The organism is Mesorhizobium sp. M7A.F.Ca.US.006.04.2.1, assembly GCF_004022915.1.
GTDB lineage: Bacteria > Pseudomonadota > Alphaproteobacteria > Rhizobiales > Rhizobiaceae > Mesorhizobium > Mesorhizobium ciceri.
The window spans coordinates 1-10,934 of the sequence record NZ_RZQA01000104.1; the positions used below are offsets into that span (position 1 = coordinate 1).

Below are 10,934 nucleotides of genomic sequence, written 5' to 3' on the forward strand. Positions count from 1 at the left end.
GTGCCCATTCCGCCAGCGCGTTCATCGCCGGCTCGAGTTTGATCGACTTCTCGGTGCGGAATAGGGCGACGGTGCGGGCAGCCTCGTCCTCGATGCGCTCGACCAGGCCCAACGCCTCCATTTCCTTGAGCCGCCTCGACAAGAGGGCGGAGGAGATGTTGCCTACCCCCTTGCGAATATCATTGAAACGGGTCGAGCCGTTCCAGAGCTCGGTCAGGATCTGGATCGTCCAGCGCGGCTCCAGGAACTCACACGCGCGCGAGATCGGGCAGACCAGTCCGTAAGGCCGTCGCGTCATGCCAGACCGCACAGCCCGTGCCGGGCACTTTTCTTGATCGTCCGCTCGGACGCCTGCTTTCCCTTGTCCATGAATGGCACCCGCGGCAACATAGAGCGCTCGCTTGGTCACCTATGAAACTTCCATCTGCGCGGTTGGCTTGACCAAAGCAGACGTCGAGGTGGCCTGCGCCGATAGCTTCCATAGACCGCCTCACGCGCGCTCAAGAGTGCAGGGACGAACCGGCAATTGGTCAGAAGGGAAAAGCTGGCGCGCGCGGTGCACGTTTTAAAGCCCCGTTGATCCAAAGACAGGAACCGGAAACAGATTGTCCGCTTGCGGCCGATTCCAGACCTTCATTTGGTGCGCGACCGTTCAACGGGCTTGTCGTCCTTCATCCAAAACCAGAGCTCGGGACATGGAGTCGAGCCGATCGTCACGCTTGCGACCGGGGAACGCTAAGACTTCCAGCAGGAAATCGTCCTCCCAATGTGCCTCCTTCGGCAGGTGAACGTTTCTCCATCATAGCCGAGACACGGGATAGACGGCTCTCCTTGCCCATCCGAGCTTTGACGGGCGTGGTCGAAAGACCTTGATAGTCGAGGTCGGCTATCAAGCTCGTCCCCGATCCGACGTCCTCAATCAGGACGATATCCGGATCGTGATCGTCGATCGATCTTTTCACCGTCTGGACCAGTTGCGGGTAGGCGGCGCAAGTACGAACGAGATCGAGCAAGTAGTAGTGTTGTCGTCCTTCGCCCAGATCGTCCCAACGGAGTAGTCGCAACTTATATCGCCTTTGAGGGCCGTATCCCAGTTTTGCACGATCGTCATTGAACGACGGTTGAGCTGCCCTGGATCGTACTATCGAAACCACGAGCGCTTGACGAGGTAATCGGTCGGAGCGGGGGGGACGCCGGTATTGGGCTGAGAAGGTGAGCGATCCGAGGTCCCGCTTCAGCCTTTCGAGTTCCGTCATTCCCAAGGGCGTCGAATGAAGAGGACTCCGAGCTTCTCGCGCAACGACAATCGGGCGGCACCTTTCCTGGCGCGCCGGCACGACGTCCACCCCCGGCTGGCCGTGGAGTTCGTTTTCGACGCGATAGAGTTCTGGGATGCGCCTGAGCGCCTCGCTCGCGATTCGGCGCTGGGCCGGCTGCGGCGAGTTCGTAGAAGCGCCGGCGCACGTTTGCCCAGCAGAAGGCTTTCCCGGCCTCGCGCTGGTGGTGCAGGAGACGTTAAAGCGTGATCCGCACGGTCATCTGTTCGTCTTCTACGGCCGTTGCGGCGTTCTGATCAAGGTTCTGTGGCACGACCGCCACAGATCGCGATCACTCCCGAACGGTGAACTTGTCCAGCGCGCCGACCGCCTTGCTATATTCACCCGGTCTATTTCCCCCTCCGGATCATATGCTGGCTACGCAATGCCCGAGTAGTTGACCATTCGCCCGTCCTGATCGATCGAGCAGCATCGACCACTTCAATCCGACAATTTCGCAGGCTCTCAAACCGGCCTTACAGGGGAGCAGAAATTATCACCTTGTCTCGGTTCAGGTTCACGGAGTGGCTGAGACCAGGCTTTGAGGATGCTTCGTCCAAGTCTCGACGCCGTTGCCGTCGCGGCGCAGTGGCTGCGACTATTGCAGATATCCGACCACGAGACGAGTGGCCTCGTCGGTGAGCGTTCCGATGGTTTTGTCAGAAAGCTTCCCATCGCTATGCAAGACGGCATTATGGGCTAGCGCCTCGATCGAGGTCACACATACAAAAGCGGCAAGTGCCAGATCTGCCGCGCGTAACTCATCTCTGTGACTTTCGAGATAGGCCTTGAACATGGCGTGGGCTTCACGATTGAAGGTTTCCACATTTTCGAGGCGTCCCGTGCGGGGTATCTGCTCGGCAAGGACACGGTGCAGCTTGGGGTCGATGCTATGCGCCTCGATCGCAACTGCGACAAGCCGGCGCACAGCTTTTTCAACCGGCTGTGACGCGATCTCCGCGAATGCCCCCCTGACAACCTGCATGATTTCTTGATTGTGGCGATCGATGACGGCGGCGACGAGCGCCTCTTTGCCAGGATAGTATTGGTAAAGCGAGCCAACGCTCACGCCCGCTTCAACGGCAATACGGTTGGTGCTGGCCTTGTCAAAGCCTTCTCTGACCAAAATGCGAGCAGTTGCTTCTACAAGCGCATCGACCGTCGCGCGGGACCTCTCCTGAGACGCGCCCTTCCTTGGATTCATAAGCGGCTTAGGCGCCATGTTTCTCCCGTCCTAATGCGAGTAGACAATTGTGAGCCATCGCTCGCATTATGTCCACCATTCTTGTGAACGAGCGGACGAATAAATGCTTTATGGAGCTGTTTTGGGAATTCATCTCTATGCCATGTGCACTGCTTTGCTCCTGTTCGTGGCGGCAGAGTTTCTGCTCCTTGCGGCAAGACGAGGCTACCGAAGACCGGCAAGAATGGCCTTCTTGGCCAGTCGCTTGGCGGGACCTCTGACTGGCGCTGGCGTCCTCGCCGGTATCGTCCTTGTGGTTCTTGGCGGCTGGTCCCCGTTGACGCCGTGGTTGGTGGCGTCCATCGCGCTTATCGGCGCTCTAATGGCCGTTGAGCACACATTCGTTCGTCCATGGGCGATGCGAGGCCAAATGGGGCATCGCGGCTCGGCAGTGGACGTCAAGGCATTGGCCGCCGACAGCCGTGCTATGGCTGGACGATTAGCCGTCATAGCGCTTTTTGCGCTCATCATCGCTTTGATGGTCGCTAAACCTGAATTGAACGGGTTCGCATAATCTTGGACTCTGGCTCGTCGGCACGCGCCAGCGAACGAAATATATTCGAAGGCGAGTTTAAAAATGGCACCCTTGGTTCGCGGCAATGAAAGAACGCTGCAACGGCTTACTTCGGGCACAGACTGTACAAGCTTGCAGAGCCGCATCCTCGTTGGGTTGCTGAGGTTGTTTCGTGTCAAGAAGCGGATGGCATCCGCTGGTGCCGTGCAACACCGCGTGCGCCGATTAGCATTGCGGCCGGTTCTCTTCGGGCCAACAGGACTGGGGCGCGGCGTCGAGGTGACGAGAAAGGACGTGGCTGGATGGCCAATCTATCACACAGCGCCCGCCGCACATTGTGAAGGTTGCAACATCGTGGTCTTCCTGCACGGCGGCGGCTATATCAATGAGATCGTTCGCGCCCACTGGCGCATTGTCGGCTACTTCACCCGAACTGCCGAGGTACGCTGTATCGTTCCTATTTATCCATTGGCACCCCATAACACCGCAGAAGAGGTAGTGCCGGCCATGGGCGAACTGTTGCGTAAAATCCTGCAAGATGCGGGGGCGGTGAAGGTGACAGTGGTCGGCAATTCGGCCGGAGCCGCGTTGGGATTGGCAGCGGCCCAGTGGCTGCGAGATCGTGGACACACACAACCGAGCCGACTTGTGTTGATCTCGCCTGGCGGGGATTTTTCCGTCAGCCGGCCGGAGCAGGTGCCGATTGCTGCGCGGGATCCTGTCAATGATATACCTGGCGTACGCGAAGTCGGGCGCCTCTTTGCGGGGGACCTTGATATCGCCCATCCTTATGTCAGTCCATTGAATGGCGATTTCCGTGGGCTGGCGCCGATAATCATCTTTTCCGGGACGCTCGATCTGTTCTATCTCGATTGCGTCGACATGGCCGCCAAGGCATCTGCGGCAGGAGTGGCGGTCGAACTTCATCTTAAACAGGGCCAGCCGCATAATTATGCTGGGATGCCAACGCCGGAAGGCCGGGAAGCTCGGACCACGATCTTGCGGTCAGTGGCCTGAGGACAAAGCTCATTCCACGGCTGTGTATTCTCACACGAGCGTTGGATGAGACAGTTCGTCTTTCTGTATGACGTCATCGCTCGGCACTCGTATTTCCCAACAAAGCTGGCCCTTTCCGATAAAGGAACGGCGTGCCGGTAACTATGTCGATTTGCTGCCTTTGAGCGCGAATGACGCTGACGCTCTCTGGCCGGCTGTCGTTGCGGCCCCTGAGAGTTTTACCTATCTGCGATACGGACCATTTGCAGAAATCAAAAGCCTTCAAATGTTTCTTAAGGAGGTCAGCGCTCGTACGCATCAACCATTTTGGATAGTGGAGCCAAAAGGGCAAGCGCCGCAGGGATGGCTTTCAATTTGCGACGTGGAACAAAAGGATAGCAGCATCGAAATCGGCAGTATCTGGTTCTCCCCGTCGTTGCAGGGGACACGCGCGGCGCGGGAAGCTATTTTTCTGCTGATGTGTCATGCGATGGATGAGTTGGGTTATCAACGTCTTGTCTGGAGATGTCAGTCGCAAAATCAGAAATCGTTCAAGGCTGCCAAGAATATAGGATTTACCTACGAAGAAACATGGCGACGCGCGGCAATCGTTGACGGGTGTCAGCGTGACGTGGCTTGGTTTTCCATCTTGAAAGAAGAGTGGCCCCGTCGTCGGGCCACAATAAGTCGGTGGTTGATGAGCGAAAACTTCGACGCCGCGGGCAATCAGATGGCGCGGCTCGCGGAGCTGGATTGCGGCATGTAATCGATCCTTCTCAGTGAAAGCCTCGTTCCCTTTCCCTTACGGAAGAGGACCTTCCGCTTCCGGCCCCGCCGCACTCAGCTTCATCTCGTTTCCGATTCTCGGAGCCACCGATTGAACAGGTCAAGAATTCGCTGACGTCGTCCGTCGAGGGGACATCGTTTTCGGCCCGGTACGAAATCGGGGTCGGGGCTGGGAAAGGCGAACGATATCGCGGCTGTTGAGGAAGATGGCAGGTGAGATCAAGCGGTCAGCCTTCTGTCGAACTCCCTTCCTTCCCGGGTTTGATGTAGTCTGGGCCGGTAGTCGCCGTCAGCCATGGAGTTGGATACGATGACGTATTTCGATCTAGGCACCTTCTCCCGCCGGCTGGACAACACGCCTTCCGAGGCGCAGATGTGGTTCGACCGGGGGCTAATCTGGCAATACGGATTTAACCACGAAGAGGCCATTGCCTGTTACGAGCGCGTGCTGGAAGTGGCGCCTACAAACGTCATGGCGCGGTGGGGAATTGCCCACTGTCTAGGTCCAAACTACAACAAGCTATGGACCTCCTTCGGGCCTGAAGAGCGTATTGTCGCTTTGACGCGGGCGCATGTATTGTTGGCGGAGGCGTGCCATCTGCCTGCAATCGAAGTCGAGCGCGCACTGCTTGATGCGCTGACATCGCGGTTCCCTACTGACCCTGAGATTACGGATTATGGCCCTTGGAATGACGATTTCGCTGCAGCGATGCGCACGGTATACGAGAGTTTCCCTGACGATCTAGATGTGACCGCGATCTTTGTCGAGGCACTGATCAACCGCACGCCTTGGGCGCTGTGGGATACTCGTACCGGGCAGCCTGCGGCTGGCACCTCGACGGAGGAAGCGCACGCGGCTCTGGACCGCGCCTTCACGACCCAGCCAGCAGCCTGGGCACATCCGGGGTTGTTGCATTTCTACATTCATCTGATGGAGATGTCGTCGACGCCGGAAAAAGCCTTGCCGCATGCAGATCGGCTGGAGCGCCTCGTGCCAGACTCCGGGCATCTTGTGCATATGGCGACGCATATCGACGTGCTTTGCGGCGATTACCACAAAGTCGTGATGCGCAACCGGCAGGCGGCTCAGGTGGATCGTTCATATTTCGCTCATGCAGGCGGTAAGAACTTTTACACGGTCTACCGGATCCACAACCTTCACTTTCAAATCTACGGGGCCATGTTTCTTGGTCGCCCGTCGGACGCCTTCGAAGCTGCGAAAGCATTGATGGAAAACCTGCCAGAGCCGGTGGTGCGTTACATGCCAGAGATGTTTGAAGCCTTTGCGCCGATGAAGTTGCACGTACTTATACGCTTTGGGCGCTGGTCCTGTATCCTGGAAGAGGCCTTCCCCGAGGATGCGGAGCTTTACTCCTACAGCACCGTCCTGTTGCATTATGCCCGGACAGTGGCTCTGTCCAACCTCGGTAGAATTCCCCAAGCCGAGGAAAGCGCTAGCCTTTTCGCGGCAGCGCGCGATGCAGTGCAACCCGAGCGCATGCTGTTCAACAACCCCTGCGCCGATATCCTGAAGGTTGCCGAAGCGATGATGCTGGGGGAGTTGCACTACAAATCCGGCCGCGTCCATGAAGGTCTGGATTTCCTGCGGCATGCGGTCGATCTCGACGACAATTTACTTTATGACGAGCCATGGGGTTGGATGCAGCCGACGCGACACGCGCTTGGCGCATTGCTGATGGATGCCGAACGATATGGCGAAGCTGAGGCTGTCTATCGCGCTGACCTTGGGCTTGATGCGACGTTGCCGCGGCCTTGCCAACACCCACGCAACGTCTGGAGCCTTCACGGTCTGCTTGAATGCCTTAGCCGACGGGGTGACGCGGTAGAAATCAGCGACGTCCGACAGCAGTTGGATCAGGCTCTGGCGCATGCAGAAGTGCCCATCATGGCATCATGTGCCTGTCGGAGTGCACCGCGATAAGTGGCAAGGTTCCGCTCGCTAGTTGCAACGATCTCTGCGCCAAAAGAGCCAGCATCGAGTCGCACGCATCCATTGCGCGCGAAGACGGGCAGATGGCCCATCCGCAGGCTGAACTCCTGTCGTAGCCGCCCATACGCCTATACGATGGATGCGCGTGATGCATCGAACTGACAGCTTCGAGCAAGTGTGAGGACGTGGGGTGTCTGGATCACAGTGGGCACCTGATGACGCTTACACCGGAGGGAGGACATAGATCGCCGAAAAGTGAATGAACGTCCGTCAACGATTTTCCGGCCTCGTCATTCAGAACACTTCGCCGGGATAAGCCCCCCACAAGTCGAACTGTTTGATGAAGCCTGACATCGAACTCAGCGCGACGCTGCACCATTGACCATCGCAGCCCCTGAGTTTGACTTCAACGGCAGGTTCCAGCCAGGAGATAACCGGGCCATCGAATTTAGCCTTTTTGCGTAGAGCAACGTTACCTTTGCTCCAAGGAGCGATCACGGCCGTTCTGCGTCCAGACAGAAGCGGAGCATAGATCCATCCGCCCCGCTCCAATCCCGTACCCGCCGCCAGTTGCCAAATTGCTGGTAAATCTCAAGGGGAATGCCCGGGCGCATGTAGACCCATTCAATGCTGTAATCGACACTAGGGCCGATCCGCAGGTTCGCGGGTGAACCTTTCAACGAGACGAAGCGGGGTATAGGAACGCTAGTGGTCTCGGCTCGCAATCCTGTCGTCGGTGCAGAAGCGGCTACCAAGCCAACCGTGAGAGCAGATCGAATGAGCGCCCACGCTTTAAAAACCTGGGCGCCGCGTTCGGTTTCGAAAAAGGATTGCATGCGGCGCGGCCGGACCACCTCACACCATAGTTTTTGTTAAAGGGGTCTGCACAATGGAGTCGACCCCTCGCATCAAACCAGAAGCACGTGAGGTAACAAGCGGATCGGGCGGACCGAGCTGAAAGCCTCTTGGTGCCAGGAAGAGCAGGACGACAGCAATCGCTATCAGCAGGATAACGATAGCGGTATTGAAGAACTCTCTCATCTTCTTCATCCAAGGTTTCACGCGCCTGGGTGGTTTTCTCCAAGTCGATTGAGCGGCTTTGGAGCGACTACCGTGCGTCGCCGGACTTCGCTCAACGAGCTGATTTGCAAATCTTGCTCGCTTTCAAGGCGGCGGTGAGCCCCATCAGCGAATAGGCGTACTGGGTTTGTGTACCTCTCCAGGACGTGGCCAACAGCTTCATTTTGCTGGCTGCCCGCATGGCATTGACCATCGATCGATCCTCTTCGGCGCTCGCCAACCAAGCCTTGTTGTCTTGAGTAAACATTGAGAAGTGCTCGTCTGCGATCACCACATCGATGTCCGACCCCGGCTTAAGCCGATACCCCATGACGGCTTCGGGCTGGTCATCCTTCGGCGCTCGCGAGATCATGACAAAATTCTCGCCATGATCGACATCCGCAGGAAGTTCGGAAACAGGGACACTCAGGACATAGCACCATGTTGTGTCTGAACGATAAGAATAGACGCCCCATGCACCGTGCCGAGAGAGAAGTCTGGGGCCAGCTTGCACCCAAGTGATAGAAAGTAGCAAGGATGCAATGCTTGCCACAACTGCTTTGATGGTCATCATATCCTTCCAGATTTCATACCAGCAAACGTGGTCAAGGTGGTTTCCATATCACTGATGTTTGAAGATGGGCTTCTCAAGGGGGATCTTTGGAAGTTCTGACCACCATCAAGCCGGCCGTGCTGCGGCTTGATCGAACTGCCTCAGTCGGGTGTTGGACTTTGCCTTCGTGCGGAAGTCCAACATTTGCCCTTCAGTAGTCCCGGATCGCAACAAGCCGGTCCCCTTTGACGGTGGCGATAACGAGATGGGACGCCCACGGATAGTACCGTGGCAAAGCCGCCGCCTGGTCGGTCAGTGTTGCGCCATAAAGGCCGCACAATTCGCCGCCGAGCAGTCGAGCACGATCGCCTTTGCCGTCCAACATGGCTATGTAGTCTCCGTCGTACGGGTAACCGCTGAGCGCGATCTCCTCATAGTCTTCTAGCTTCCGCATACTCGTCTCGTGTGCCGTCTGCCGCATCCGTGGTCAGCGGGGCCGTGTCTCCGCTGCGCCAATCACGCCTGGAATGTTTGTGCTTTTCATCGGCGGACCGGCCCAGCGGCCATGGACAGGGGGACAACCGCTGGGCCAATGAGAGCGCGCTCCTCCCGACCGCGAGCACTGACGTTGTCGTGATCATCAGCACTCGCGCTGCGCTCCCAAGATGGCGCTGCCGCTCCCGGCATTGGACGATGGTCCGCTGCTTGATGCGCCACGTCGAAGTTCACTCTCATGCGGCATATACCGAGCGTGGCGGGAAACTATTCCGGCATGGCGACTATTTTTCGGAAGGTTGGCGCGGGAGGCTGGCGCGCGCCACCGCTGTCGTCAATTCGTCGGCGATGGCCAGCGATAATCAGGTAGCTGCAGAGCGTCGGCAATTTCTCGCCCGATGGCCAATCGTGCGACACCGGGGATTGCAAATGTGCTTATCACCAAGTTGCGCACAAACAGGCCCAATTGCGTCCTTGGTGCAAAGGCTGTGGCAAATCGCTCGGCGCCGCGCTGCTTCGTATGAATGTAATCCCGCAAGAGAGTTTCGTACGTGCGGAATGCCTCCTGATATCGTCCCTCGGCCCTGAAAAGTTCACCCGCCAAGATATAGGCCGAAATCATGGCCAGGGCTGAACCTTGTCCGGCCAACAAGGACACGCAAAACGCGGCATCGCCCGTTAGAGCAATGCGGCCTTGCGACCAACTGTTCATCCTGATCTGGCTGACGCTGTCGAAATAGAGATCGTCGATCCCATCCAGCGCATTCAAAATACGCGGGCATTCCCATCCCCCACCGCCGTAAATTTTTCGCAGCACTGCCTTCTGCATTTCCAGCGTCGCTGGCACTGGGTCGTTGCCCGCCGCAAAGACGAACAAGAAGAGCGTTCGGTTATCACGCAGCGTGAAACGCCCGAGCATTCTTCCTGGCTGGCCGTACATCAAATACACGTCTTCGTCGCGTGGACGGTAGCCAGCGCACTCGAAGGCCGCGACAGCGTAACCGAGTTTCTTTTCGAACTGCTGCTGTGGCCCGAAGGCCAGACGGCGAACGCCGGAATGCAGACCGTCAGCGCCGATCACCAGATCGAACGCGCGCTCGCCTCCACGCTTGAAGTTAACGCGCACACCGGCTGGATGTTCTTGAATGCCGAGGATCTCATCATCGAATATGACTTCGGTCGTATCCTTTATCTTGTCGAAAAGCAGCCTAGAGAGATCGCTGCGTCCGAGTGTCACAAAGCGGCCCGCTGTCAGCTCAGTAAAAACGTCCGTGCCAAAACCTGTGACGCGCTTTCCACGATCGTTTACAAAGCGCACTTCGCGTACATGGTAGCCTACGCGATTGATCTCCTCCTCGAGCCCCATTCGCTCGGCGATGCCATAACCAAGGCCCCAAAAATCGATGACGTAACCTCCCGTGCGCAAATGGGGCGCTCGTTCGATTAGTGTTGGTCGGAATCCACCGGCTGCCAGCCAGAAGGCAAGGGCGGGGCCGGCGATTCCGCCGCCGGAAATCAACACCGTTCCGATGGCCATATTGAAAAGTTAGTGGAAGTCGCCGCTATGGCAAGGAGAGGTCAGTCGGCACGAGAATGATGATTCGCTGCCCAGGCCGCCGGGGACGGTGTCCCGTTAAACAGGCGGCTGGGAGTGCCTCTTTCCCAACAGAGGCAGCCTTCCCGTGACTCACGAGATTATAATATCCCGAATGGTCCGTCGTTCGCGCGATGTGAGGTCCGCGGTGGATGTGGCAGCTTCGCCTGGTATTCTGGGCGGACGCATCGGGCGCGTTCGCGGCGCAGCTAATCGTTCGCAGCCGCTCGAGAGTTTTTGTGAGATTCCAGCCAGTCAACCAATGCCATCCGAATGAGCTCAGGTCGACTCATGTTCATCTCGGCGGCTATTGCCGACAGAGCGGATTCGGTCGCCGCATCGAACGACACTTGGGCGGTCTCGCGTAGCATTGTCGCTGCCCGTAGATCAGCGAGCCGTGCATTTTGGGCCTCGCCCCCGGAACTGT

Annotated in this window: 13 protein-coding genes and 2 pseudogenes; 5 read left to right on the forward strand and 10 right to left on the reverse strand. The window is 57.7% G+C overall.

Annotated features, from left to right (window positions below; all coding sequences use genetic code 11):
- The 3 genes and pseudogenes from EN925_RS08360 to EN925_RS40610 form a co-directional block, all read right to left on the reverse strand.
- On the reverse strand, positions 1 to 298 hold a 298-nt coding region (locus EN925_RS08360; RefSeq protein WP_164894159.1), incomplete at its 3' end, for a helix-turn-helix domain-containing protein.
- Between the two features lie 415 nt (positions 299 to 713).
- Positions 714 to 1,013 (reverse strand): hypothetical protein, encoded by a 300-nt coding sequence (locus tag EN925_RS40115; protein WP_127368416.1) that lies wholly within the window; start codon positions 1,011 to 1,013, stop codon positions 714 to 716.
- Between the two features lie 276 nt (positions 1,014 to 1,289).
- Positions 1,290 to 1,482: pseudogene (locus EN925_RS40610) on the reverse strand (transposase); the annotation flags it as partial.
- A gap of 21 nt (positions 1,483 to 1,503) precedes the next feature.
- Here EN925_RS40610 and EN925_RS41605 point away from each other — a divergent pair.
- Positions 1,504 to 1,713, forward strand: coding sequence for a hypothetical protein (locus tag EN925_RS41605; RefSeq protein WP_348629882.1), 210 nt, complete (start codon positions 1,504 to 1,506; stop codon positions 1,711 to 1,713).
- A 201-nt stretch (positions 1,714 to 1,914) separates the two neighbouring features.
- Here the strand turns inward: EN925_RS41605 and EN925_RS08370 are convergent, their stop codons facing one another.
- A complete protein-coding gene (locus tag EN925_RS08370; protein ID WP_127368414.1) occupies positions 1,915 to 2,538 on the reverse strand; it encodes a TetR/AcrR family transcriptional regulator in 624 nt (207 codons plus the stop codon).
- A gap of 85 nt (positions 2,539 to 2,623) precedes the next feature.
- On the opposite strand from EN925_RS08370, the gene EN925_RS08375 reads away from it, so the two are divergent.
- The 4 genes from EN925_RS08375 to EN925_RS08390 all read left to right on the forward strand — a co-directional run bounded on the left by EN925_RS08375 (position 2,624) and on the right by EN925_RS08390 (position 6,797).
- The gene (locus EN925_RS08375; protein WP_127368413.1) at positions 2,624 to 3,073 is read left to right on the forward strand and encodes a hypothetical protein; all 450 of its coding nucleotides are present in this window, start codon (positions 2,624 to 2,626) and stop codon (positions 3,071 to 3,073) included.
- 63 nt (positions 3,074 to 3,136) lie between these two features.
- Positions 3,137 to 4,090 (forward strand): alpha/beta fold hydrolase, encoded by a 954-nt coding sequence (locus EN925_RS08380; protein WP_128336449.1) that lies wholly within the window; start codon positions 3,137 to 3,139, stop codon positions 4,088 to 4,090.
- Between the two features lie 67 nt (positions 4,091 to 4,157).
- A complete protein-coding gene (locus EN925_RS08385) occupies positions 4,158 to 4,835 on the forward strand; it encodes a GNAT family protein (RefSeq protein WP_127368411.1) in 678 nt (225 codons plus the stop codon).
- Between the two features lie 330 nt (positions 4,836 to 5,165).
- Complete coding sequence (locus EN925_RS08390) at positions 5,166 to 6,797, forward strand: tetratricopeptide repeat protein (protein WP_127368410.1); 1,632 nt, start codon at positions 5,166 to 5,168, stop codon at positions 6,795 to 6,797.
- A gap of 303 nt (positions 6,798 to 7,100) precedes the next feature.
- On the opposite strand, the gene EN925_RS08395 is transcribed toward EN925_RS08390, so the two are convergent.
- From EN925_RS08395 to EN925_RS08425, 6 genes and pseudogenes are all read right to left on the reverse strand, one after another.
- A complete protein-coding gene (locus tag EN925_RS08395) occupies positions 7,101 to 7,304 on the reverse strand; it encodes an SH3 domain-containing protein (protein ID WP_164753724.1) in 204 nt (67 codons plus the stop codon).
- 357 nt (positions 7,305 to 7,661) lie between these two features.
- Positions 7,662 to 7,856: a hypothetical protein gene (locus EN925_RS08405; RefSeq protein WP_127368407.1), complete on the reverse strand. Its 195-nt coding sequence runs from the start codon at positions 7,854 to 7,856 to the stop codon at positions 7,662 to 7,664.
- Between the two features lie 82 nt (positions 7,857 to 7,938).
- Complete coding sequence (locus EN925_RS08410) at positions 7,939 to 8,439, reverse strand: invasion associated locus B family protein (RefSeq protein ID WP_127388301.1); 501 nt, start codon at positions 8,437 to 8,439, stop codon at positions 7,939 to 7,941.
- 190 nt (positions 8,440 to 8,629) lie between these two features.
- The gene (locus EN925_RS08415; RefSeq protein ID WP_127368405.1) at positions 8,630 to 8,872 is read right to left on the reverse strand and encodes a hypothetical protein; all 243 of its coding nucleotides are present in this window, start codon (positions 8,870 to 8,872) and stop codon (positions 8,630 to 8,632) included.
- 375 nt (positions 8,873 to 9,247) lie between these two features.
- The gene (locus EN925_RS08420; RefSeq protein ID WP_127368404.1) at positions 9,248 to 10,450 is read right to left on the reverse strand and encodes an FAD-binding domain; all 1,203 of its coding nucleotides are present in this window, start codon (positions 10,448 to 10,450) and stop codon (positions 9,248 to 9,250) included.
- Between the two features lie 266 nt (positions 10,451 to 10,716).
- Positions 10,717 to 10,934: pseudogene (locus EN925_RS08425) on the reverse strand (ribbon-helix-helix protein, CopG family); the annotation flags it as partial.

What these genes read in the sequence shown, in the direction of transcription:
- EN925_RS08370 (WP_127368414.1), bottom strand. Translation starts at nt 2,538, where the DNA reads ATGGCGCCTAAGCCGCTTATGAATCCAAGGAAGGGCGCGTCTCAGGAG.
- EN925_RS08375 (WP_127368413.1), top strand. Translation starts at nt 2,624, where the DNA reads ATGCTTTATGGAGCTGTTTTGGGAATTCATCTCTATGCCATGTGCACT.
- EN925_RS08380 (WP_128336449.1), top strand. Translation starts at nt 3,137, where the DNA reads ATGGCACCCTTGGTTCGCGGCAATGAAAGAACGCTGCAACGGCTTACT.
- EN925_RS08385 (WP_127368411.1), top strand. Translation starts at nt 4,158, where the DNA reads ATGACGTCATCGCTCGGCACTCGTATTTCCCAACAAAGCTGGCCCTTT.
- EN925_RS08390 (WP_127368410.1), top strand. Translation starts at nt 5,166, where the DNA reads ATGACGTATTTCGATCTAGGCACCTTCTCCCGCCGGCTGGACAACACG.
- EN925_RS08405 (WP_127368407.1), bottom strand. Translation starts at nt 7,856, where the DNA reads ATGAAGAAGATGAGAGAGTTCTTCAATACCGCTATCGTTATCCTGCTG.
- EN925_RS08410 (WP_127388301.1), bottom strand. Translation starts at nt 8,439, where the DNA reads ATGATGACCATCAAAGCAGTTGTGGCAAGCATTGCATCCTTGCTACTT.
- EN925_RS08415 (WP_127368405.1), bottom strand. Translation starts at nt 8,872, where the DNA reads ATGCGGAAGCTAGAAGACTATGAGGAGATCGCGCTCAGCGGTTACCCG.
- EN925_RS08420 (WP_127368404.1), bottom strand. Translation starts at nt 10,450, where the DNA reads ATGGCCATCGGAACGGTGTTGATTTCCGGCGGCGGAATCGCCGGCCCC.